General features: G+C 72.6%; 13 protein-coding genes. All 13 read left to right on the forward strand.

The window, feature by feature from the left end; translation table 11 throughout:
• Positions 1–563 (forward strand): hypothetical protein (locus J7520_RS13400; protein WP_291189103.1); only part of this gene is annotated, 563 nt, incomplete at its 5' end.
• Positions 564–723: 160 nt separating this feature from the next.
• Positions 724–2,712, forward strand: a complete 1,989-nt coding sequence (locus J7520_RS13405; protein ID WP_291189105.1) for a hypothetical protein — start codon at positions 724–726, stop codon at positions 2,710–2,712.
• 329 nt (positions 2,713–3,041) lie between these two features.
• Entirely contained in the window at positions 3,042–4,295 is a 1,254-nt protein-coding gene (locus J7520_RS13410) for an HlyD family efflux transporter periplasmic adaptor subunit (RefSeq protein WP_291189107.1), read from the forward strand.
• Between the two features lie 173 nt (positions 4,296–4,468).
• Positions 4,469–5,242, forward strand: coding sequence for an ABC transporter ATP-binding protein (locus tag J7520_RS13415; RefSeq protein WP_291189109.1), 774 nt, complete (start codon positions 4,469–4,471; stop codon positions 5,240–5,242).
• A gap of 5 nt (positions 5,243–5,247) precedes the next feature.
• Positions 5,248–7,680, forward strand: coding sequence for an ADOP family duplicated permease (locus J7520_RS13420; protein WP_291189111.1), 2,433 nt, complete (start codon positions 5,248–5,250; stop codon positions 7,678–7,680).
• 10 nt (positions 7,681–7,690) lie between these two features.
• The gene (locus J7520_RS13425) at positions 7,691–10,099 is read left to right on the forward strand and encodes an ABC transporter permease (protein WP_291189113.1); all 2,409 of its coding nucleotides are present in this window, start codon (positions 7,691–7,693) and stop codon (positions 10,097–10,099) included.
• 37 nt (positions 10,100–10,136) lie between these two features.
• A complete protein-coding gene (locus J7520_RS13430) occupies positions 10,137–12,569 on the forward strand; it encodes an ABC transporter permease (RefSeq protein ID WP_291189115.1) in 2,433 nt (810 codons plus the stop codon).
• A gap of 57 nt (positions 12,570–12,626) precedes the next feature.
• Positions 12,627–15,059 (forward strand): ADOP family duplicated permease, encoded by a 2,433-nt coding sequence (locus J7520_RS13435; protein WP_291189117.1) that lies wholly within the window; start codon positions 12,627–12,629, stop codon positions 15,057–15,059.
• A gap of 33 nt (positions 15,060–15,092) precedes the next feature.
• A complete protein-coding gene (locus tag J7520_RS13440) occupies positions 15,093–17,516 on the forward strand; it encodes an ABC transporter permease (RefSeq protein ID WP_291189119.1) in 2,424 nt (807 codons plus the stop codon).
• Complete coding sequence (locus J7520_RS13445; RefSeq protein WP_291189120.1) at positions 17,509–17,700, forward strand: hypothetical protein; 192 nt, start codon at positions 17,509–17,511, stop codon at positions 17,698–17,700. Before J7520_RS13440 ends, J7520_RS13445 begins: the two co-directional genes overlap by 8 nt.
• Positions 17,697–20,093, forward strand: coding sequence for an ADOP family duplicated permease (locus J7520_RS13450; RefSeq protein WP_291189122.1), 2,397 nt, complete (start codon positions 17,697–17,699; stop codon positions 20,091–20,093). The genes J7520_RS13445 and J7520_RS13450 overlap by 4 nt, the downstream gene beginning before the upstream one ends.
• A gap of 127 nt (positions 20,094–20,220) precedes the next feature.
• A complete protein-coding gene (locus tag J7520_RS13455) occupies positions 20,221–22,638 on the forward strand; it encodes an ADOP family duplicated permease (RefSeq protein ID WP_291189124.1) in 2,418 nt (805 codons plus the stop codon).
• 19 nt (positions 22,639–22,657) lie between these two features.
• Positions 22,658–25,048, forward strand: coding sequence for an ABC transporter permease (locus J7520_RS13460; RefSeq protein WP_291189125.1), 2,391 nt, complete (start codon positions 22,658–22,660; stop codon positions 25,046–25,048).
• Positions 25,049–25,078 lie beyond the last annotated feature (30 nt).

Consider the following 25,078-nt stretch of genomic DNA (forward strand, 5'->3'; position numbering starts at 1 on the left):
GCGACGCCGCGCTGGCCGAGCGCGAGGCCGCCGCGGCGCTGGCCGGGCCGGCGGCGGCGCTCGACGCCCGGCGCGGCGCATTGACCAGGCTGGTGCGGATCCGCGCGCTGCGCATCCTCGGCAGGCCGAAGGACGCCGACGACGCGCTCGCCGCGATGCGCACCTGGGCGCAGCGCGACGGTACGCCGACGGCACGCCTGCACGTGTCGCTGGCGCTCGCCGAACGCAGTGCCGACGACGACGCCGCGACCGCCGCGACGCGCGTCGCGTTCGAACAGGCGCTCGACCAGGCCGAAGGCGAGCGCATTCCCGCCGACCTGATGCAGGTGAGCCGCTCCTACGTGGGCTGGCTGACGCGGCAGCGGGACTTCCCGCGCGCCAGCGTCGTCGTCGAAGGCATCACCGCCTGGCGCGACCGCGACTACGACGCCGCGTTGCTGCATCTGCGCATCTTCCATGCCCTGCGCAACCCGGCCGCCTGGCCACCCGCCCTGGAAAAGGCGCGCGCACTGGCCGGCGAACGCGTCGTTCCGGCGGAACTGACGCGAGCGCCGGAAACCTGAATTTTCCCTGCCGATCGCGCACTTGGCCTGGACCTGAGGAAAACCTGATGCGGCCGTGACGGCCGCGTCATGCAGGCGCGCACCCGTCTTCCGATAGTCGGGAAGCGGGCCGGTCGACCGTGACGCGCTCCGCTTCCGCCCTCCATTCGAGAGATCCCCTGTGCCCAACAACCGCATCCTCGCCGCCGTGATCGCCGGCGCGATCTCGCTCACGTCTTCCTGCTTCGCCGCCGACGACGTACCCGATCCCGATTTCGGCACGCAGGGCTTCGCCTACCTGTCGATCGACGGCGTCGAAGGCCACGAACTGCGCACCAGCGCCGTGATCGTCCTGCCCGACGGCAAGCTGCTGTTCGGCGGCTCGCGCAACAGGCTGATCGAAGGCAACCCCGATCCGCACATGCGCGGCCTGCTCGCGCGCATGAACGCCGACGGCTCGGTCGACACCGGCTTCGGCAGCGACCCGAACAATCCGGGGCTGGTCGTGCTGCCCGACATGGCGCCCGGCACGCAGCAGCAGCAGGTCGAAACGCTGCTGCGTCTCGCCGACGGCTCGATCTTCGTCGCCGGCAGTGCCGACGCCTTCGCTCCGCTGACCGGCTTCGCGCTCAAGCTCACCGCGCAAGGAGAACCCGCCAAGGGCTTCACGCCCGTGTCGATGGCGCGCACGCGCCTGCACGCCAGCGCCGTCGACAGCCAGGGCCGCATCCTGCTCGTCGGCGACCGCCCCTCGGCCGGCCTGTCCGAAGCCATCGTCGTGCGCCTGACCGGCGACGGCGCCTTCGACACCACCTTCGGCGACGACGCTAACGGCATCGTGCGGCTGGCCGGATCGGCCGCGCAGGGATCGAGCTACCTGTCCTCGGTCACGGTCGTCGAGGGCGATCGCATCCTTGTCGGCGGCGCCTTCGAATCGCAGGGCGAAGGGCTCGGCACCGACTTCTCGCTGGCGCGGCTCGACGCGGACGGGCGCCTCGACGCCACGTTCGCCGGCGACGGCTGGCGCCGGTTCCGCATGCCCGACGACGCCTCGCTGGTCAATGGCGTCGACTACATCCTGCCGACCCCGGACGGCAAGTTCGTGCTGGCCGGCCACCGCGAGGACGCCGCCACCGGCGTGTACCCGCTGCTGCTGCGCGTCGACGCCGACGGTGCCACCGACGCCACCTTCGGCGACGAACAGACGCCCGGCTACCAGCCGCTGGTGGTCGCTCCTGCGGCGTGGAACCGCTACCCGGCCGGCATCGTGCGCCTGGGCGACGGCAAGCTGCTGGTCGGCATCACCTACGCCGGCCCCGGCAAGCAGGACTTCATCGCGCTGCGCACGTCCGCAGACGGCCAGCCGGATGCGGAGTTCGGCGAGCAGGGTCAGGTCCAGTTCGACCTCGCGCCGGAAGGCATCTACAGCAACCTGACCGCGGTCGCGCTGCAGGACGGCCGGCCGATTCTCGCCGGCTCGGTCAAGCGCTCCCTCTCGTCGGGCCTGGTCGACCTCGCCGCGGTCCGGCTCGGCGACGGCGGCGCGATCGACGACACGATCTTCGCGAACGGCTTCGAGGGCGCGCCGACCGAGGCGCTGACGAACTACGACGACCTCGAAGAAGGCTTCAAGGGCACCGTCTTTCACCACAACGGCGTGACCTATCGCGAGATCAACAACCTCGGCGGCGTGTTCCCGGACGGCTCCACCTTCGACGCGGAGTACGTGGGCGACAACGTCCTCATCGACGACGCCAAGCTGCTGTTCAAGGACTTCACGTCGTTCGGCAGCTCGCCGAACGTGCTGGGCTTCGGCCGCGCCCTCATCCCGGGGCCGAACATCTCCCTCAGCCCGCTCGTGCGCGCGACGATGGACCTCGACGCCCCCGCCAGCGCGGCCAGCTTCGAAGCGATGTTCTACGAGAATGGTCCATGGGGCGGCATCGAGCTGCACCTGGATGCCTACCGCGGCGAGGAGCTGGTCGCTTCGGACTCGGTCACCCTCAGCGACCTCGGCGGTCGCGACGACCTCACGACGCGCACCTTCTCCGTCGCCGGCGCGACGTTCGACTCGCTGCGCTTCTACGCGACCTTCGACGGCCAGCCGTCGGCCCCGCGCGTGATCGTCGACAATCTCCGCGTGATGCCGGCGGGCGCCCCGGCGCGCTGATCGTCCACGCGATTCCGGCCGGCGCTGCTCGCGCCGGCCGGAACACTTTCCAGGCGCGCCCGGAGCACCGCGCGCGCCGCACGGCGATCGGCGGACGCTCCCGCTCGATCCGGCACGCTGCTCTCCGGCGGGACCACGTCGCCGCCGACCCTGCCTGCTGCGCACATCCGCGGACACGGCCGTGCCCGCAGTGTTCGCCGCCGATCGGCGGTGCTGTCCGATTCCGGACGCCCGCCGCGGACGGCATCCGAACGCCGAAATCTTCGCAATAGAAAACAACGAGTTGGCGAGCATTCTCGCGCTGGCACGGTACGTGCTATCGAGAGATCATGGACATCGCCCGCCCCGAACTCAAACAGCGCAAACGCCGCCGTCAACTCACCCTCGCCGCCGTCGCCGCCGGCCTGCTCGTCGCCGCCGGCATCGGCCTGGCCCGTCTCGGGCCCGCGCTGCCGTCGGTCGATCGCAGCAGCGTCCTGGTCGACACCGTCAAGCGCGGCGAACTGCTGCGCGAAGTGCGCGGCCCCGGCACCCTGGTGCCGAAGGAGATCCGCTGGATCGCCTCCGAGACCGCCGCCCGCGTCGAACGCATCGTGGTCAAGCCCGGCGCCGCGGTGCAGCCGGACACCATCATCCTCGAACTCAGCAACCCGGAACTGCAGGACCAGCTGCTCGTCGCCAAGACGGCCGTGACCGCGGCCGAATCCGATCTCGCCGCCAAGCGCACCGATCTCAAGTCCAAGCTGCTCGACGAGCAATCCGCCCTCGCCGCCGCCACCAGCGACTACGAGACCGCGCGCATGCAGGCCGAGGCCGAGAAGACCGTCGCCGAGAAAGGCGTGATCCCGGCCGTGCAGTACAAGAAGAGCCTGGTCACGCTCGAGCAGCTGAAGACGCGCATGACGATCGAACAGCAGCGCGTCGCCGAGTTCGGCCGCAACATCGCCGCCCAGCTCGCCGCCGAACAGGCGCGCCTCGACCAGCTGACCGGCACTCGCGAGCTGCGCCAGCGCCAGGTCGACGCGCTGCACGTGCGCGCCGGCATCGCCGGCGTGCTGCAGCGGGTGCCGCTCGAGGAAGGCCAGCAGGTCGCCGCCGGCACCAACCTCGCGCGCGTGGCGCGGCCCGGCGAGCTGATGGCCGAGCTGCGCATTGCCGAGACGCAGGCGAAGGACATCACGCTCGACCAGCCGGTGCGCGTCGACACGCGCAACGGCATCGTCGAAGGCAAGGTGCTGCGCGTCGATCCGGCGGTGCAGAACGGCAGCGTGCAGGTCGACGTCGAACTGACCGGCAAGCTGCCGCCCGGCGCGCGTCCGGACCTGTCGGTCGACGGCACCATCGAGATCGAACGCCTGCCCGACGTGCTCTACGTCGGCCGCCCCGCGTTCGGCCAGCCCGATTCGGAAGTGCGCCTGTTCCGCGTCGATCCGGCCGACGGCGTCGCCGCGCGCGTGCCGGTGCGGCTCGGCAAGAGTTCGGTCAACCAGGTCGAGGTGCAGCAAGGCCTCGCCGCCGGCGATCGCGTGGTGCTGTCCGATACCAGCGCCTACGACCAGTACGACCGCATCCGCCTGAAGTAACCGCGATCGAGACGGACGACACGCATGCGACCCGACACGACTTCCGCCCGCCTCGCCATTTCGCGAACGCGTGAATCCATTTGCTTCGACTTCGCATCTGAAGTGCGCGACGGATTCCCGCTGCCGTGGGAATGACGAAGAACATCCCCTTTCACCCACTCGGCGACCGCCTCATGACTTCCAACACCCTCATCCATCTCGACGCGATCAAGAAAGTCTTCCTGACCGACGAAGTCGAGACGCACGCGCTCGCCGAGGTGCACTTCGACATCGTCAAGGGCGAGTACGTCTCGATCACCGGGCCGTCCGGCTGCGGCAAGTCGACCCTGCTGGCGATCCTCGGCCTGCTCGACACGCCGAGCGGCGGCGCCTACCGGCTGAACGGCCGCGAGGTCGCCGACATCGGCGCCAGCGAGCGCGCGGCGATCCGCAACCAGGAGATCGGCTTCGTGTTCCAGGCCTTCAACCTGATCGGCGACCTGACCGTGTTCGAGAACGTCGAGCTGCCGCTGACTTATCGCGACGGCGTCTCCAAGGCCGAGCGCCGCGATCGCGCGGTCCACGCGCTCGAACGCGTCGGCATGGCGCATCGCGTGAAGCACTACCCGGCGCAGCTGTCCGGCGGTCAGCAGCAGCGCGTCGCCGTCGCACGCGCGCTGGTCGGACAGCCGTCGATCCTGCTCGCCGACGAACCGACCGGCAACCTCGACTCGAAGAACGGCGAGGCGGTGATGAACCTGCTCGACGAGCTGCACAAGGCCGGCTCGACGATCTGCATGGTCACCCACGATCCGCGCTACGCCGATTTCGCCGACCGCAAGATCTTCATGTTCGACGGCCGCATCGTCGACGAGGAAACCATGCACCGGCTGCGCCACGAGGAGGACCAGCGCCTGATCCGTCCCGCGCGCGCCGCCGCGCAGCCCGCCGTCGCCGTCCAGGAATAGCCGCCATGCCGTCGGCCGCCCATCTGCGTCAAGTTCTGCGGGGCCTGCTGCGCCAGCCGGGCTTCAGCCTGTTCACGATCTCGACGCTGGCGATCGGCATCGCGGTGGCGGTCACCTTGTTCAGCGCCGTCCATTCCCTGCTGCTGAGCCCGGTGTCGGGACTGCGCGACGCGGACCGCCTGATCGAGATCACCGGCCGCTCGGACAACGGCGGCTACGACACGTTTTCGGCGCCGGACTACGCCGATCTCGCCGCGCGCACGCACGACGTCGCCGATCTCGTCGCCTACCGCTACGAGGCGATGAACCTCACCCGCGGCGGCGAACCGCAGCGCGCCATGGGCGTCGTCGTCAGCGGCAACTACTTCGCCACCCTCGGCATCGCGGCGCACCGCGGCCGCCTGATCGCAGCGGACGACGACAGGAACGGCGCCGCGCCGGTCGTCGTCGCCAGCTTCGCCGCGTGGCGGAAGTTCTTCGACGGCGACGAGAGCGTGATCGGCAAGCCCGTTTCGATCAACGGCCAGAGCTTCACCCTCGTCGGCGTGAGCGCGCCGGAGTTCCGCGGCACGCTGACGGTGCTCGCTCCGATGTTCTACGCGCCGCTGCACCAGCTGCCGTTGCTGCAGCCCGCCGCCGCGCAGCGGCTGGACCAGCGCACGACGAGCTGGCTCGCGCTCGTCGCCCGCCTCGCTCCCGGAGCGACGGCGGCGGTCGCCGCGGAGCGGCTCGGCATCGCCGCGAACGAACTCGAAGCGAGCTATCCGCGCGCCGACCGCCGCGGCCGGATCGCGATCGAGGCGACTGCGCTGCGCGGCGTTCCCGGATTCCTGCGCGGCGGCCTGATCGCCTTCTCCGCGCTGTTGTTCGCGCTCACCGGCATGCTGCTCCTGCTCGCCTGCGTCAACGTCGCCTCGATGCTGCTCGCCCGCGGCGAGGCCAGGCGCGGCGAGATCGCGCTGCGCTACGTGCTCGGAGCGACGCGGCGACGCATCGCCGCCGGACTGGTCGGCGAGAACCTGCTGCTGGCGCTGGCCGCGGCAGCCGTCGGACTCGCCCTCGGCGTGGCGGCCTGCCGTCTGCTCGCACGCGTCGACCTGCCGACGCCGGTACCGGTCTCGATCGACATCCCGATCGACGCCGCGGCCTTCGCCTTCGCGCTCGGTTGCGCCTTGGTCTGCACGCTCGCGATGGGCCTGCTGCCGGCATTGCGCGTCTCGGCGACGGCACCGGCGGCGAACGAGGCGCTGGCCGCTTCCACGCGCGCGACCGGCGGCCGCTCGCGCCTCGGCGCGACGCTGGTCGTCACGCAGATCGCGCTGACGATGGTGCTGCTCGCCGGCGGCGCCCTGTTCCTGCACGCGCTCCAGCGCGCTGCGACGATCGACCTGGGCTTCGACGCGCGCAACGTGGTCGCCGCCGATTTCGACCTCGAGCCGAGCGGCTACGCCACGCCGCGCCAGCTCGCCCTGCAGGACGAACTGCTCGAACGGGCGCGCGCGGTTCCCGGCATCGAACACGCCGCGCTCGCGGCGGAAGTGCCGCTCAATCTCGATCGCATGATGTTCGGCGACTTCGACCTCGGCGGCGAACGGGTCACGCCATTCGCCAACCTCGTCTCACCGGGCTTCTTCGCCACGCTGCGCGCCGACCTGCAAGGCCGCGACTTCGACGCGCGCGACCGTGCCGAGGCGGCGCCCGTGTGCATCGTCAACGGCGCGCTGGCGCGCCGCCTGGCACCGGGCGGCGACGTGCTCGGGCGCACGTTCGCCTTCGGCGATCCCGGTGAAACGCCCAAGCGCTTGACCGTGATCGGCGTCGTGCCGAACGGCAAGTACTCCTCGCTGACCGAAGTCGAGCAGCCGTTCCTGTTCCTGCCGCTCGCGCAATGGCCGCACGCGCGCACCTCCCTGCTCGCGCGCGGCACGCTGCCGATCGCAACGGCCGCGCAGAGCCTGCGCGAGACCTGGCGCGCGCTCGATCCCGGCATACCGGCGCCGTCGGTCCGCTCGTTCGACGAGATACTCGGCCTGTCCCTGCTGCCGCAGAAGATCGCCGGCTTCGTCTCCGGCGCGCTCGGTCTGGTCGGCCTGCTGCTCGCCGCCGTCGGTCTGTACGGCCTGATCTCGATCCAGGTCGCCCGACGCACGCGGGAGATCGGCGTGCGCCTCGCGCTCGGCGCGAGCCCGCGGCGGATCCTGAGCGAGATCCTGCGGCGCGGCGCGCGACTGTCGGCGCTCGGCCTGGCCGCCGGCGGAATCCTCGCCGGCGGCGGCGCCCTGCTCGTGTCCGAACTCCTGTTCGGCCTCGATCTGGGCACCTTCGCCGCCTTCGTCGGCGCCGCGAGCGTGCTCGCCGCCACCGCCCTCGTCGCCTCGTGGCTGCCCGCGCGCCGTGCCGCGCGCATCCAGCCGGTCGAAGCCCTGCGTTACGAATGACGGACCTGCCATGAACGATTTCCGCATCGCCATCCGCCAACTGCTGAAGACGCCCGGCTTCACCGTCGTCGCGCTGCTGACGCTCGCGCTCGGCATCGGCGCCTGCGCGGCGATGTTCGGCATCGTCAACGCGGTGTTGCTGAAGCCGCTGCCGCTGCACGAACCGCAGCGCCTGGCCTGGATCGAGAACGCCTACCCCGAAGGCGGCATGTCCGGGCGCACGTCGATGGTCGACAACCTGCTCGACTGGCGCCGGCAGAGCCGCTCGTTCGAGCAGCTCGCCGCCTACAACGCGTTCTTCGGCTCCAACCAGTACACCCTGCTCGGCGCGACCGGGCCGCAGCGCATACGCGCCGTCCAGGTCACCCAGAACCTGCTCGACGTGCTCGGCGTGCGTACCGCGCTGGGGCGCAACTTCGTCGCCGAGGAAGCGGCTTCCCTCGACGCGCCGAGCGCGATCCTCGGCCACCGCTTCTGGCAGCAGCAGTTCGCCGCGGACCCCGCCGTCATCGGCCGCACGGTCACCATCAACAACCGGCCGGTGCAGGTGGTCGGCGTGCTGCCGGCGTCGTTCGACTTCGATTCGGTGTTCGCGCCGGGCGCCGGCGTGGACCTACTGACGCCGATGCCGCTGACCGAGGAAACCGCGAAGTGGAACAACACGCTGTTCGTGATTGGGCGTCTCGCGCCCGGCGTCACGACGGCGGCGGCGCAGACCGAGCTCGACACGATCAACCGTCGCGTGCAAGCGGAGCACCCCGAGCGCGGAAGTTTCGGCGCCGCCGTCAGCGGACTCGAGCAGCACGTGCGCGGGCCGTTCCGCACGGCTTTCCTGATCCTGTTCGGCGCCGTGGTCTGCGTGCTGCTGATCGCCTGCCTGAACCTGTCCAACCTGCTGCTGACGCGGGCGCAGTCGCGACGCAAGGAAACCGCGGTGCGCGTCGCGCTCGGCGCGAACCGGCTGCACGTCGTGCGGCTGGCGCTGGCGGAGAGCTTCGTGCTGGCCCTCGGCGGCGGCCTGCTCGGCGTCGCGCTCGCCGCGTTCGCGACCTCGGGCCTGGTCGACCTGCAGGCCTTCGACATCCCGCTGCTGCGGTCGGCGGACATCGATTCCACCGCGCTGCTGTTCGCCTTCTTCGTCGCCTGCGCCTCCGGTGCGCTGTGCGGCGCGCTGCCTGCGCTTCAACTGTGGCACAGCGACGTGAAGAGCACGCTCGGCGAAGTCGGCAGCAGCGGCAATTCGGGCAAGCAGGCGGCGCGCGTGCGCCGCACGCTGGTGGTGGCGCAGATCGCGCTGACGTGCGTGTTGCTGATCGGCGCGGGCCTGTTGCTGCGCAGCTTCGCCGAGGTCATGAACGTCAAGCTCGGCTTCGAACCGCAGCAGGCGGTGGCGTGGCGGCTCGACGCCACGCGTGAGTTCGGCACGCCCGAGGAACGCGCGAGCTACTACGAGCGCCTGGCCGAGCGCGTCCGCGCGCTGCCCGGCGTGGAGACCGCCGGCCTCGGCGACTCCTTGCCGCTCGGCCGCAACCGCACCTGGAGCGCGGGTGCCGAAGGCGAGGTCTATTCCCGTCACCGGTATCCGACCGCTTCGCCGCGCCTGGTCGATCACCGCTACCTGCAGGCGATGCGGGTTCCGCTGCTCGCCGGCCGCTATCTCGACGACCGCGATTCCGCCACCGCCGCGCGTGCCGTCGTGGTCAACCGGACGATGGCCCGCACGCTGTGGCCGGATCGTGATCCGCTCGGGCAGAAGGTGATGGACGGCACCGAGGCCGGCACCGACTACGGTGTCGTGGTCGGCGTCGTCGGCGACATCCCGCGCGGCATCGAGGAGGCCGCGTATCCGGAAATGTATTTCGACCTGCGCCAGAACGAAGACTGGGGTTCGCTGGAACTGGTGGTGCGCAGCAGCCAGCCGCACGCGTCGCTGGTGCCGGCCGTGCGCGCCGCGCTGCACGATTTCGATCCGCAGCTGGCCAGCGAGGATTACGTCACGCTCGAGGAGGTCGTCGACCGCACGGTCGCGCCGCGCCGGCTGACCACCTCGATGCTCGGCGGCTTCTCCTCTTTCGCGCTGCTGCTCGCCGCGCTCGGCATCTACGGCGTGATCGCCTATTCGGTCGCGCAACGCACGCGGGAAATCGCCATCCGCGTCGCCGTCGGCAGCCGCCGCAGCGGCGTGGTGCGCCTGATCGTCGGCGAAGGCCTGCGCATCGGCGTGTTCGGAATCGGTCTGGGCCTGGGCCTGGCCCTGCTCGGCGCGCGCCTGCTGCAGAGCCTGCTGTTCGGGGTCAGCGCACTCGATCCGGGCGTGTTCGCGCTGAACGCCGCCATTGTGCTCGGCGTCGCCCTGCTCGCCTCGCTGGTGCCCGCGCTGCGCGCGGCCGCGACCGATCCGGTCTCGGCGCTGCGATGACCACGACACAAGGTCCGACCCGAGGACGCCACCGCTCATGACTTCGTTCCTTTCCGACCTGCGCCTGGCCTTGCGCACGCTGCGCGGCAAACCCGGCTTCGTCTCGACCGCCGTGCTGACGCTGATGCTCGGCATCGGCGCGGTCGCGGCGATCTTCACCGTCTACGACGCGGTGCTGCTGAAGCCGCTGCCGTTCACCGATCCCGCGCGTCTGGTGCGCGTGATGCGCACGCAGGCGCCGGTGAAGAACTCCCCCGTGTCGCCGCCCGTGTTCCGTGAATGGGCCGAACGCAGCGGTGCGGCCTTCGAGGCGATCGGCGCCTTCGTGCCGCAGACGGTGAACCTGACCGGCGCCGGCAACGCCGAACGCCTGACCGGCTACACGGTCACGCCGGGATTCTGGAACGTGTTCGGCCAGCCGGTGGCGCTCGGCCGCAGCTTCGGCGACGCCGAGGAAAACGCCAACGAACGCGTCGTCGTGCTCGGCGACGCGCTGTGGCGCGTGCGCTTCGGCGCCGACCCGGCGGTAGTCGGCCGCGACATCCAGCTCAACGGCGAGTCCTGGCGCGTGATCGGCGTCGCCGCCGCCGCGTTCCGCTATCCGTCCGACGCGCAGCTGTGGACGCCGACCTTCCTGCCCGCGAACAACGCCAGCCGCGGCTCCAATTCGCTCGCCCCGATCGCGCGGCTCGCGCCCGGCGTCACCCTGGAGCAGGCGCGCGAGGTCATGCGCGGCATCACCGACTGGGAAGCGGAAACCTTCCCCGACGGCAGCGCCCCGCTGGTCGCGCAAGTCGAGCGCCTCGACGAACTGGTCGGGCGCGGATTGCGCGGCTCGCTGTCGGTGCTGCTCGGCGCGGCGCTGCTGGTGCTGCTGATCGCCTGCGCCAATCTCGCCAGCCTGATGCTCACGCGCGGCCAGGTCCGCGAGCAGGAACTGGCCGTGCGCAGCGCGCTCGGCGCCAGCCACGCCCAGCTGATGCGCAACGTGCTCGCCGAGGCCTTCCTGCTCGCCGGCGCGGGCGCGCTCGCCGCCTTGCTGTTCGCCTACGGTGCGGTCCGCGCCCTGCTGCGCCTCGCGCCCGACCTGCTGCCGGCCTACAACGCGCCGGCGATCGACCTGCGCGTCGTGTCCGCCACCACGCTGGTCGCCTTGGCGACGCTGATCCTGTTCGGTCTCGCGCCGGCGTGGCGCGCCGGACGCGCGGATCCCGCGCTGGCCCTGCGCAGCGGAGCGCGCGGACAGGTCGGCAACCAGACCCAGGCGCGTGCGCGCGGGGTGCTCGTGGCGGCGGAAATCGCGCTGGCGATGACCCTGCTGTCCGGCGCCGGCCTGCTGATCGACAGCCTGCGCCAGTTGTCGAAGGTCGACTCCGGCCTGCGCGATCCCGAGCGCGTGCTCACCGCGAAATTCTCGCTGGCGATACCGGCGATGCAGCCCGGCGAGGACTTCAAGGCCTGGTACACGCGCGTCAAGGCGGTGCTCGAGCCGCGCCTGGACGCGCTGCAGGCACGCCTGCGCACGCTGCCGGGCGTGACTTCGATCGCGATCACCAACGCCCTGCCGGCGTCCGGCCAGGGCGGCTGGAACGGCGGCTTCGAGATCGCCGGCCAGGAGGTGCCGAAGGACGCGATCGCCGAGTTCCGCTTCGGCAGCCCCGCCTATTTCAGCACCTTCGGCATCCCGCTGAAGGCTGGCCGCATGTTCGACGAGAGCGACGGCGCGCGCGCGCTGTTCCCGACCGAAGTGCTGGTCAGCCAGACCTTCGTCGATCGCTATCTCGGCGGCGGCGACGCGCTCGGCCGCCAGGTGACGGTATTCGACGACTCGCCCAAGACCATCGTCGGCGTGGTCGGCGACGTGCGCCAGTTCGGCCTCGACCAGGGGCCCGACGCCGAGGTCTGGATGCCCGTGCGCACCGTTCCGGTCGGCAATCTCGCGCTGGCGCTGAAGACCGACGGCGACGCACTCGCCTTGGCGCCGACACTGCGCCGCGCGGTGCAGGAGAGCTTCCCCGACGTGCCGCTGTACGCCATCCGAACGATGGACGAAGTCACCGGCGAGACCTCGCGCCTGCGCCGCTTCAACATGACGCTGATGAGCGCGTTCGCGGCCTGCGCGCTCGCGCTCGCCGCGATCGGCCTGTACGGCGTGATCGCCTGGATCGCCGCACAGCGCCGCCGCGAGATCGGCGTACGCCAGTCCTTCGGCGCGACCCGCGCGCACATCCACGCGATGATGCTGAAGAGCGGCCTGCGCATGGTCGTGCCCGGCATCCTCGCCGGTTTCGCCGGCGCGCTGGCGATCGGCCAACTGATCGGCAGCCAGCTGTTCGGCGTCGGCAGCGCCGATCCGCGCGTCCTCGCCGGCGTGGTGGCGATGCTCGGCCTGGTCGCGCTCGCCGCCTGCCTGATTCCTTCGTGGCGCGCATTGCGCGTCGCGCCGATGGACGCGCTGCGCAATGACTGACTCGCCCCTGCTTCGCGCCGCGGCTGCCGACGCCTTCCCGGCCGGGAGCCGCCGCCCGTGAGCGCACTTGCCCGCGACCTCCGGCACGCCGCCCGCGCCCTGCTCATGCGGCCGACGTTCTTCCTCACCGCCGTGCTGACGTTGACGCTCGGCATCGGCGCCGTCGCCGCGATCTTCACGGTGTACGACGCCGTGCTGCTGAAGCCGCTGCCGTTCGCCCATGCCGACCGGATCGTGCGCGTCACGCGCGAGCAGCCGCCGGCGAGCCTGAGCACGATCTCGGCCCAGGCGTTCGAGGAATGGCGCGACCGCAGCGGCGATGCGTTCGACGCGATCGGCGCGTTCGTGGTCGAGACGCGCAACCTGACCAGCGCCGGCGAGGCGCAGCGGCTGACGGTCTACAAGGTCACCCCCGGCTTCTGGAACGTCTTCGGCCAGCCCTTCGCGCTCGGTCGCTCCTTCGGCGAGGCGGAGGAGCGGCAGAACGAGCGCGTCGTCGTGCTCGGCGACGCGCTGTGGCGGACCCAGTTCGGCGGCGACGCCTCGGTGATCGGCCGCGACATCGCGCTCAACGGCGAATCGTTCCGCGTCATCGGCGTCGCGGCCCCGACGTTCCGCTACCCGGCCGACGCCCAGGTGTGGATCCCGACCTTCCTGCCCGGCAACACCACCCGAACGCGCGGCATGAACTATCTGCGCCCGGTCGCACGCCTGCGCGACGGCGTCTCGCTGGCGCAGGCGAAGGCCGTGATGCAGGGCATCTCGGACTGGCAGGCGCGCACCTATCCGGACGAGCACGCCGGCATGAGTGCCGGCGTCACGCCGCTGAAGGACCTGCTCAGCGGCGACGTGCGCCGCCCGCTGCAGATGCTGCTGATCGCCGCGGCGCTCGTGCTGCTGATCGCCTGCGTGAACCTGGCCAACCTGATGCTCGCGCGCGGCCAGGCGCGCGAGCACGAACTCGCCCTGCGCAGCGCGCTCGGCGCCGGCCAGACGCGGCTCGTGCGCCAGGTGCTGGCCGAATCGCTGCTGATCGCGCTCGCCGGCGCGGCGAGCGGCCTGGCCCTCGCCCGGCCGGCGATCGTCGCGCTGACGGCTCTCGCCCCCGACCTGCTGCCGGCCTACGCCGCACCGGCGATCGACCTGCGCGTGATCGCGACCACCGCCGCGGTCGCACTGGCGACCTTGCTGCTGTTCGGCCTGCTGCCGGCGTGGCGCGCCGCGCAATCCGATCCGTTGCACGCGCTACGCGGCGCCTCGCGCAGCCAGACCGGCTCGCGCGCGCAGGTTCGCGCGCGTTCCGCGCTGGTCGCGGCGGAGATCGCGCTGGCGCTGACCTTGCTCGCCGGCGCGTCGCTGCTGATCGGCAGCCTGCACCAGCTCGGCAAGGTGGAATCGGGCGTCGGTTCGCCGCAGGTGCTGACCGCGTCGTTCTCGGTGTCGCTGCCGGCGCAGCAGCCGGGCGACGTCGCGGACGAATGGGCCGCGCGCGCGATCGGCCAGCTGACGCCGCGGCTGGAGGCGATCGAGCAGCGTCTGCGTGCGCTGCCCGGCGTCACCGCCGTCGCGCTGGCGAACCGCCTGCCGGCATCCGGCGACTGGGGCTGGAACAGCCGCTTCACGATCCCGGGACGCACGCTCGACGACAAGGCGCTGGCCGAATACCGTTTCGTCAGCGCGGACTATTTCCGCACCTTCGGCATCCCGGTCGAAGCCGGCCGCGCGTTCACCGCGACCGACGGCGCCCATTCGCTGTATCCGACCGAGGTTCTGGTCAACCAGGCGTTCGCCGACCGCTACCTGGCCGGCTCCGATCCGCTCAGCCAGACCATCACGATCTTCGGCGACCAGCCCAAACGCATCGTCGGCGTGGTCGGCAACGTGCGCCAGGCCGGGCTCGACCAGCCGCCGAACACGGAAGTCTATTTTCCGGTGAGCAAGTCGGCCGTCGGCGATCTGGTGCTGGCGATCCAGGTCGAGGGCGACGCTCTGGGCTACACCGAACCGCTGCGCCGCGCGATGCGCGAGATCGCGCCCGACGTGCCGCTGTACTCGATCCGCACGATGGACGAGGTGACCGGCGCGACCAAGCGCCTGCGCGAGTTCAACATGATCCTGATGAGCGCGTTCGCGGCCGTCGCGCTGCTGCTCGCGGCGATCGGCCTGTACGGCGTGATCGCGTTCTCGGTCGGTAGCCGTCGCCGCGAGATCGGCGTGCGCCAGGCGCTCGGCGCCGCGGGCGGCGACATCCGCCGGCTGGTCTTCAGCGACGGCTTGCGCATGATCGTGCCCGGCATCGCGCTCGGACTGCTCGGCGCGCTCGCGCTCGGCCGCCTGATCGCCTCGCAGCTCTACGGCGTCGGCGTGGCCGATCCCGTCGTGCTGGCCGGCTCGGCCCTGTTCCTGATCGCCGCGGCGCTGGCCGCCTGCGCGATTCCCACCGTCCACGCGACGCGCGTACCGCCGATGGAGGCCCTGCGCAATGAATGACCACCACGGCGCCTGCTGCGCGGAGCCGGCACGATGAGCGTCCTCACGGCCGTCGGCTCGGTCTTGCGTCGTCTCTCGCGCGCGCCGGCGTTCCCGGCCGCCGCGATCGCGATGCTCGCGCTCGGCATCGGACTGACCGTGGCAATGGTCTGCACCGTCGACGGCGTGCTGCTGCGCGGGCTGCCGGTGCCGGACGGCGAGCGGCTGGTCGCGGTGGTCGCCGACAATCCGGCGCAGCAGGTCGCGCGGGCACAGCTCACCGTCGCCGAAGCCGAGCAGCTCGCACGCGCTACGGCCGGCTTCGAGGCGCTCGGCTATTTCCAATGGACCGGCGTCAGCGTGCTCGACGCCGGCCACGCGCGCGAGATCCCGGCGCAATTCGTCAGCCCCGGCTTCTTCGCCGCGCTCGGCGTGCAGCCGCTGCTCGGCCGCGTGCCGACCGACGAGGACATCCGCGCCGGCCTGCCGCTGGCGGTGCTCTCGCACGAGGAATGGCAGCGCGCATTCGGCGGCGACGCGGGCGTGATCGGACGCCGCCTCGACACCATCGGCCACGCGCCGCTCGAGGTCGTCGGCGTGATGCCGCCCGCGATCGACGCGATCACCGGCGACGCCGGCGTGTGGACGGCGCTGCTGCCGAACGAACTGCCGCAGGACGGCGCACGCCGGCTGGACCTGCGCATCCTGCAGGTGATCGGCCGGTTGCAAGCCGGCACCTCGCTGGCGCAGGCGAACGCGGCGCTCGCCGCGCAACTGGCGACGCTGCGCGCGGCGCACGGTCTCGACGACGCATCGGGTTGGCGGCTGCACGCGTACAGCCAGCTGGATCTGCTCGTCGGCGGTGCGCGCGGCGCGCTGTGGGGCGCGTTCGCGCTGGCCTGCATGGTGCTGCTGATCGCCTGCGCCAACGTCGCGATCCTGCTCGACGCGCGCCAGGCCGCGCGCCGGCGCGAACTGGCCGTGATGCAGGCGATCGGCGCCAGCCGTGAACGCCTGCGCGGCCAGCTGCTGCTGGAACTGACCTTGCTCGGCGCGATCGCGCTCGCGCTCGGCGTCGCGCTCGCCCACGTCGGCATCGCGCTGCTGCGCGGCCTCGCCGAAGGCAGCGTGCCGCGCGTGGACGGCATCGTCATGGATTGGCGCGTGTTCGCCGTCGCCGCCGTGCTCGCGCTCACCGCACCGCTGTGCGCGGTGCTCGGCGGCAGTCTGCGCCTGCCCGCCGCGCCGGCCGAGGCGGTGCGCGGCGGCGGCAAGGGCGTGATCGGCGGCGCGCGCACGCAGCGCCTGCTGCCCGCGGCGGCGATGGCGCTGTCGACGGCCAGCTTGGTCGCCGCGCTCGGCGTCGGCCTCGGTCTGTGGCGGCTGCAACGCGTGGAGCCGGGTTTCCGCGCCGACGGCGTGCACGCGCTGACCTTGTTCCGCGAGAGCCTCGGCACCGACAGCGGCACCGGCGGCCCGCCGGAATGGACGCGCTTCTCCGACGAGGTACTGCAACGCCTCGCCGCGCTGCCGGGCGCCGACGGCGTCGCGCTGACGACGGTCGCGCCGCTGGTGCAGATCGGCGGCGCCAGCGCCGACGTGCGCACCAGCGGCGGCGCTGACGACGCGCCGGTGCAGGCCGCCGTGCGCCGCGTCTCGCCGGGCTATCGCACCCTGCTCGGCGTGCCGCTGCTCGCCGGGCGCGACTTCGGCGCCGACGACCGCGTCGGCAGCGAGCCGGTGGCGATCGTCAATCGCACGCTGGCGCGCCGCCTGTTCGGCGAGGCTTCGCCGCTCGGCCGCACCATCGACCTGCCGCTGGCGCGCAGCGGCCGCGCGACCTGCCGCATCGTCGGCATCGTCGAGGACATCCGCAACGACGGCCTGCGCGCCGCGCCCGCGCCGGAAGTGATGGTGCCGTTCGCGCAGGCGCCGCGCGTGGCGATGACGTTCCTGCTGCGCTCGACGCCGGGGCTGCAAGGCGTCGACGCGGCGATGGCCGCGGCGCTGTGGAGCGTCGACGCGCGCCAGAGCATCACGCGCCAGTTCGCGCTCGACGAGCGCCTCGCCGCCGAGCTGCGGCCGGCGCGCTTCTTCGCGCGCGTCGTCGGCGCGTTCGCGTTCGCCGCCCTGCTGCTGGCGGTGCTCGGCGTCTACGCGGTCGCCTCGCTGCAGCAGCGCCGCCGCGTCGGCGAGTTCGGCCTGCGTCTGGCCATCGGCGCGACGCCGGCGCGGCTGGCGCGGACGATCCTGCGCGACAGCCTCCTCGTCAGCGCCGCCGGCATCGCCGCCGGCCTCGGCCTCGCCGCGGCCGGGGCGCGCCTGCTCGGCCCGCTGCGCGCGGTCGGCGACGTCGACCTGCCGTCGGCGCTCGCGCTCGGTCTCGGCGCGATGGGCGCCGCCGCCGCGCTGGCCGCCCTGCTGCCGGCGCTGCGCGCCGCACGCGTGCCGCCGATGGAGGCGCTGCGCGATGGCTGACTTCGCCGACGTCGTGCCCGCCCGCGTGGGCATCCATTGCGCGCGCACCACGCCGCGCCGCGGACGGCTGGCCGCCCACCGCGCAGCGGTGAACGTCCCGCACATCCGCGCGAACGACGCCTGCTGCGGCGGCGTCGCGATCCGCTTCCCATTTCCCGTTCGTTCCGCGGAAGGCCGCCGATGATTTCCCTGCAAGATGTCCGCTTCGCCCTGCGCAGCCTGCGCGCACACGCCGGCACGATGAGCTTCGCGACCTTGACCCTGGCCTGCGGACTCGCCGCGGCGCTGGCGATCCTCGCCGTCGTCGACACCCTGCTGCTGCGCGCGCTGCCGTACCCGAATGCCGGGCGCATCGTCGAAATGAAGGAACTGGCCGACGACGGCCACGCGATGAACTTCGCCAAGCCCAACTACGACGACCTCGTCGCCAACGTGTCCGCCTTCGAGGCGACCTCGTTCTACGGCGCCTGGCCGGACACCATCGGCAAGGACAGCGAAGCGATGCGCGCCACCGTCGTATCCAGCGGCGACGGGTTCTTCAAGACGTTCGGCGCGCAGCCGCAGCTCGGCCGCGTCTACGCCGCCGGCGAGCGCGAGCGCGTCGCGGTGATCAGCCACGCGCTGTGGCAGAGCCTGTTCGGCGGACGCGACGACGCGCTCGGCGCGCGCCTCGACGTCGCCGGCGAACCGTACAGCGTGATCGGCGTGATGCCGGCCGGCTTCGGCTTCCCCGAAGACGCGGCGGTGTGGACGCCGTACACGCAGACCGACTTCGGTCCTTCGCGCACCGCGCACAACTGGAAGGCGGTCGGCCTGCTGCGCTCGGCCGATGCGCTGGGCGAGGCGCGCACCGCGGCGAACACGCTGGCGACGCGGCTGAAGCAGCAGTACGGCGACCAGACCAACGCCGTCGCGTTCGACGTCGTGCCGCTGGCACAGGCGATCGCGGCGCCGGTGCGCACGCCCCTGCTGGTGCTCGCCGGCGGTTCGCTGATCCTGCTGCTGATCGCGGTCAGCAACGCGTTCAACCTGCTGCTCGCGCTGGCCGCCGCGCGCGGCCGCGAGTTCGCCGTGCGCAGCGCGCTCGGCGCGAGCCGCTGGCGCCTGCGCCGGCAGGCGTTCCTGGAAAGCCTGCTGCTGTCCGCCGCCGCCACCGTGATCGGCCTGCTGCTGGCGTTCGCGGCGATCCGCGTGCTGGTGCAGCTCGCCGGCAGCACGCTGCCGCGCGCGGCGGAGATCGGCCTTTCGCCGGGCACGCTGGCGGCCGCGGCGGGCGGCGCGCTGCTGATCGCGTTGGTGCTGAGCTTCACGCAGACCGGCGGCGGTTCGGCGCTGGCGCAGCGGCTGCGCGAATCCGGTCGCGGCCAGACCGACGGTCGCCAGCATCTGTGGACGCGCAGCGGACTGCTCGTCGCGCAGACCGCGCTGACCACCGCGCTGCTGGTCGGCGCCGGCCTGCTCACGCGCAGCTTCCTCGGTCTGCTGGCGGTGAATCCGGGCTTCGACCTCGACGGCGCCGTCGACGTACGGCTGTCCTTCCCCGGTACGCGCGACGCGGCGCAGGACGCCGCCGCGGTCCGCCGCATCACCACGATCATGGAAGAAATCACGCATCTGTCCGGGGTCAGCACGGTCGGCGGCGTCAACGCGCTGCCGCTGACCCAGGACGGCGCCAACGGCGCGTTCTGGGACGCCGGCGTGACCGAGATCAACGGCGCCATGCCGCCGCAGCTCGGCTACGCCGAATTCCGCATCGCCACCGCCGACTACTTCGGCGCCGCCGGCATCCGTCTGCTGCGCGGCCGCAGCTTCGACAGCCGCGATCGCGCCGACGGCGAGCACGTCGCGGTGATCAGCGAGGCGGTCGCGCGCCAGACCTGGCCGGACCGCGATCCGATCGGCCAGCGCATCCAGTACGGCAACATGGACGGCGACGTGCGTCCGCTGACCGTGATCGGCGTGGTCGGCGACGTGCGCGAGAGCCGCCTCGAGCGCGCGCCGACGGGCGCGGTCTACGTGAACTTCGAACAGCGCCCGAAGGCGCTCGGCGACTTCGACCTGGTGGTGCGCACCAGCGTGCCGCTCGGCGCGATGCTGGCGCCGCTGCGCACCCTGCTCGACCGCGACGCGGCGGACCTGCCGCATTCGCTGCGGCCGCTGGCGGAGCTGCGCGTGCAGGCGACCCAGCAACGGCGCTTCAACCTGGTCCTGCTCGGCAGTTTCTCGCTGGTCGCGCTGATGCTGGCGAGCAGCGGCCTGTACGGCCTGATGGCCTTCGTCGTCGGCCGCCGCGAGAACGAGTTCGCGCTGCGCCAGGCGCTCGGCGCGAGCCGGCGCAGCATCGCGCAGCTGGTGCTCGGCAGCGGCCTGCGCACCGGTGGTCTCGGCATCGCGCTCGGTCTGGTGCTGTCGCTGGCCGGCACGCAGCTGCTGCGCGGCCTGCTCTACGGCGTGCCGACACACGATCCGCTGACCCTGCTCGGCGTCAGTGCGCTGCTGTTCGCGACGATCCTGCTCGCCTGCCTGATGCCGGCGCGGCGCGCGTGCGCGGTCGCTCCGCGCGAGGCGCTGGCGTGACTCGTGCGATCGTCCTCGATCGCCGCGACTCGGGCGGGCCATGGCGAGTTCGCCCGGCGATGGCTGCGGAAGGACCAACGTCGGCCATCCAATGGCCGCACTTCTCATTTGACGCGGAGAAGCACCGATGACGAACTGGTTCGATGAACTCCGCCGCAGCGCGCGCAGCCTGTTGCGCCGACCGGGATTCGCGCTGCTCGCCGGCGCGACGCTCGCGCTCGGCATCGGTGCCGGCACGGCGGTGTTCGCGCTGATCGACGCGGTGCTGCTGGCGCCGCCGCCGTATCCACAGGCGGAGCGGATCGCCGTGGTCGGCAAGGGCGACGGGCATCCATGGTCGTCGATCTCGCCGCAGCAGTATCAGCAGCTCGACGCCGTCGACGGCATCGAACGCTTCGGCGCGGTGTTCGCGCCGAAGGACGTCAACGTCGCCGGCAGCGGCGATCCGGAACTGGTCACCGCATGGCCGGTGGACGCGGGCCTGCTGCCGACGCTCGGCGTCGCGCCGGCGCTCGGACGCAATTTCTCCGCCGAAGAGGATCGCCCGAACGGCGCGCGCGCGGCGATCCTCGGCCACGCGTTCTGGCAGCGCCATTTCGCCGCCGATGCGAACGTGATCGGCCGCAGCGTGCTGATCGACGGCGTGGCGACGCCGATCGTCGGCGTGCTGCCGCCGGCGTTCCGCCTGCAAGGCACGCCGGACGTCCTGCTGCCGCTGGCGCTGCCGGCGTCGAGCCAGGATCGCGCCACCAATCTGGTGGTGATCGCGCGCCTCGGCACCGGCGCGACCGTGGCGGCGGCCGGCGCGGCGATCGACGCGCGCCTGCAGTCGCGCGCCGCGGAACTCGGTTTCGCCCACGCGTCGTGGCGGCCGCGGTTCTCGGCGACGCCGCTGGCGCAGGACCTGAGCGCGACGGCACGGCCGGTATTGCTGCTGTTCGTCGCCTGCGCCGCCTGCGTGCTGCTGCTGGTCGCGGTGAATCTGTCCAACCTGATGCTGCTGCGCGCGCTCGCGCGCGGACGCGACGGCGCGGTGCGCTCGGCGCTCGGTGCCTCCGCCGGACAACTCGCGCTGCCGGCCCTCGGCGAAGGCCTGGCGATCGGTTTCTCCGGTGCGCTCGGCGGCCTCGCCCTCGCCGCCGCCGCGCTGCACCTCGCGCGCGCGTGGCTGCCGCCGGACTGGATCGGCGCTCGAACCAGCCTGATCGGCGCCAGCGCCGTCGCCTTCGCGTTCGCGGCGGCGATCGCGGTCGCCCTGATCGCCGCCGCGTTCGGCGTCTGGCGCGGGCGTGGCGCCGGCGCGGCGCGCGAACTCGCCGCCGGCACGCGCTCCGGCCCGAGTGCCGGTTCGCAGCGCTTCAGCCGCGCGCTGGTGGTCGCCCAGGCCAGCCTGGCGACCCTGCTGCTCGCCACCTCGGCCCTGCTGGCCCATTCGCTGTGGAAGCTCTCGCGCGTCGACCTCGGCTTCGACGCGCGCGGCGTGCTCACCTTCCGCCTGAATCCCGCGCCCGCGCTGTATCCGGACACCGCCGCCGTGCAGCGCCTGGCCGAGCGTCTGCTCGAGCGGCTGCGCGCGGAGCCGGGCGTGCGCGACATCGCATTGACGACGGGCCTGCCGATCGGCTCCCAGTTCAATGTCTCCGCTCGCCTGCCCGACGGCAGCCCGGCGCCGGAAGCGCCGCAGTACGGCGCGGTCAGTGCCGGCTCGTTCGCCACCTTCGGCATCCCGCTGGTCGCCGGTCGCGACTTCGTCGAGGCCGACCGCGCCGGCGCCGAGCCCGTCGCCATCGTCAACGCGGCGTTCGCGCGGCAGTACCTCGGCGGCGATGCGCTCGGAAAGTCGATCAAAGTGGAAGACGGCGAGGACATGCCGATGCCGACGATGCGCATCGTCGGCGTCGTCGGCGACGTGCACAAGTTCGGCCCGCAGGAAGACGCGCCGCCGACCTACTACGCGCCGCTGGCGCAGGTTCCCGACGGCTTCTTCGGCCTGGTGCGCCAGTTCGTGCCGCTGAACGTGGCCGTGCGCGTCGACGGCGAACCGGCCGCCTACGCCGAGCGCATGCGCGCGGCGCTGCGCGAGATCGACGCGCGCCAAGGCGTGGCCGGCCTGCGCCTGCTGGAGCGCGACGTCGCCGACGCCACCGCCGTGCAACGCGCCAACGCCGCGCTGACCAGCCTGTTCGCCACGCTCGCCCTGCTGCTCGCCGGCATCGGTCTGTACTCGGTGACCGCCGTCGCGGTCGCCGCGCGCCAGCGCGAGTTCGGCGTGCGCGCCGCGCTCGGCGCCGCGCCGTCGCGGCTGCTGCGCGGCGTGCTCGGCGCCGGCTTGCGCGACGTCGGCATCGGTCTCGCCATCGGCCTGGCCGTCGCGATCGTCGCCGGGCGCCTGCTGCAGGGCTTCCTGTTCGGCGTCGACGCGACCGATCCGCTGGCGCTGTCGGCGACGCTGTGCGCGCTGCTGCTCGCCGGCCTCGGCGCCACCGCGCTGCCGGCGCTGCGCGCCGCGCGCGTCGATCCGATGCAGGCACTGCGCAACGAATGAGCGTCGACCGGGAGCGCCGATGAACCTCGCCCAGATTCTCCGCCGGCACGCACGTGCCCCCGCCTTCACGCTGATCGCGCTGCTGCTGGTCGGCGTGGCCGTCGCGATCAACGCGACCACCTTCGGCGCGCTCCACGCGGTGCGCTGGAAGGCGCTGCCGTTCGCCGACGGCGATCGATTGGTGGAGCTGAAGGTCGAGATGTCGAAGGTCGGATTCCAGTTCGGCCTGGCCGACCGTTTCCGCGACGCGCTGCTCGCCGGACGCGCGCCGTTCGACGGCGTGCTCGGCACGACACCGCAGGCGGTGTCGCGCTATCTGGCCGACGACGGCACGCCGTGGCAGGTCTCGCGCGTGACGCCGGACTTCACCCAGTTGCTCGGCGTGGCGCCGGCGCTCGGGCGCGCGTTCGCGGCCGACGACGCCAAGGGTGAGGCGGCAAGCGTGGCGCTGCTCTCGGACGCGGCCTGGCGTTCCCGCTTCGCCGCCGATCCGGCGGTGGTCGGCCGCACGCTGCGCTTCGGCGGCGCGAACTACACGATCGCCGGCGTCATGCCGGCGGGCTTCGCCTTTCCCGATCGCCGCGCGGACGCGTGGATCCCGCTGGTCTGGTCGGCGCAGGAGCGCCAGGCTCACGCGCAATCGTTCCTCGGCGAACTGTCGGTCATCGCGCGGCTCGCACCCGGCGCCAGCATCGCGCAGGCGCGCGAACGGCTCGGCGCCCTGCTCGCTCAGGACGAGAAGCTTGCGCCGAAATTCAAGGACGACGACCCGCAGCCGCGCGTGACGCCGCTGCGCGACCGCTACGCCGGCACCGCGCGCACGCTCGACCTGATGCAGCTCGCCGCGCTGATCCTGCTCGCCGCGGTGGTCGCCAGCGTGGTCAACCTGATGTTCGACCGCGTGCTCGCGCGTGCGCGCACGCAGGCGATCCGCCGCGCGCTCGGCGCCAGCGACATGGCGATCGCGATCGACGCGGCCGTCGACCTCGCCTTGCCGCTGCTCGGCGGCCTGCTCGCGGGACTCGCGTTCGCGCCGTTCGGGCTGCGACTGCTGCAAGGCCTTGCCTTGTTGCCTCCGTCTCTTCCGCAGGGCGGCGAACTCGGCGCCGCCGCCGTCGGCGCCGGCTTGGTCGTGGTCCTGCTGGTGCTCGCCGCGTCGCTCGCCGCGCTGCCTTCGCGCCGCGCGCCGCACCGCGCCGCGCAGCGCCACGCCGACGGCCTCGGCCGCGCGCGCAAGGCGATGCTGGTCGCGCAGGTGACGCTGGCCACCGCGATGATGGGCAGCGTCGTGCTGCTCGCGCGCAGCGCCGTCAACGTGCTCGACGTCGACCGCGGCTTCGATGGCCGCGGCGTGCTGATGACCTCGATCGACGCGCTCGACGTGGCCGGCGCGCGCCAGCGCGGCGAGACGCCGAAGGCGAGCGGCGAAGGTTTCGCGCTCGACGTGGAAGCGCTGCGCGCCGACGTCGCCGGCCTGCCCGGCGTGCGCCACGCCGCGGTGGCCGCGATGCCGCCGTTCTCGGGGCTGGATTCCAGCGGCGTGTTCGGCCTTCCCGGACTGACGGACAAGCAGCACGCACGCGAGCGCGAAGTCGGCCGCGGCTTCTTCTCGGCAATGGGTATCGATTTCCTCGCCGGCGAGGATTTCCGCGTCGACGGCGAGCCGGCCACCGCCGTCGTCGACGAGCGCTTCGTCGCGCGCTATCTCGGCGCGGAGAACCCGCTCGGCGCGCGCATCGACCTGACCGACGAGCAAGGCGAGCTGCATCCCGCACGCATCGTCGGCGTGGTGCGCGCGGTCAAGAACGGCAGCCTCGAGGAGAGCGAGGCGTTGCCGATGATCTATCGCTCGATGTCGCCGCAGTGGTCGAACTTCTGGCTGGTCACGCGCGGCGGCGGCGCTGATCCCGCGACGCTGGCGACCGCCGTGCGCGAGCGCGTGCTGACGCACTTCCCGCACGCGCGCATCGGCGTGAACGCGGCGCTGGACGACCTGGTCAGCGACAGCCTCGCCGACCGCCGTCACCTGCTGGCGGCGATCGGCGGCTTCGCGCTCGCCGCGCTGGCGCTCGCGGCGGTCGGACTGGCCGCCGTGCTCGCCTTCGCCGTGCGGCGCCGCACCGCCGAACTCGGCGTACGCATGGCGCTCGGCGCGACGCCGGCGCGCGTGCGCGCTCTGGTGCTGCGCCAGGGCGGCGCATTGATCGTCTGCGGCCTGCTGCTCGGCACCAGCCTCGGCCTCGCTCTGGCGCGCCTGCTCGCCGACCGGTTGTTCGGCATCGGCTATGCCGACGCGGCCAGCTGGAGCATCGCGCTGGCGCTCGTCGCGGCGGTCGCGCTGGGCACCTGCTGGCTGCCGGCGCGCCGCGCCGCCGCGACCGATCCGATCGAGGCGCTGCGGCATGAGTGAGCCCTCGACCGAACCGGCACCTTTCGACTT

It is taken from the genome of Dokdonella sp. (genome assembly GCF_017744955.1).
In the GTDB taxonomy this organism is placed as follows: domain Bacteria; phylum Pseudomonadota; class Gammaproteobacteria; order Xanthomonadales; family Rhodanobacteraceae; genus Dokdonella_A.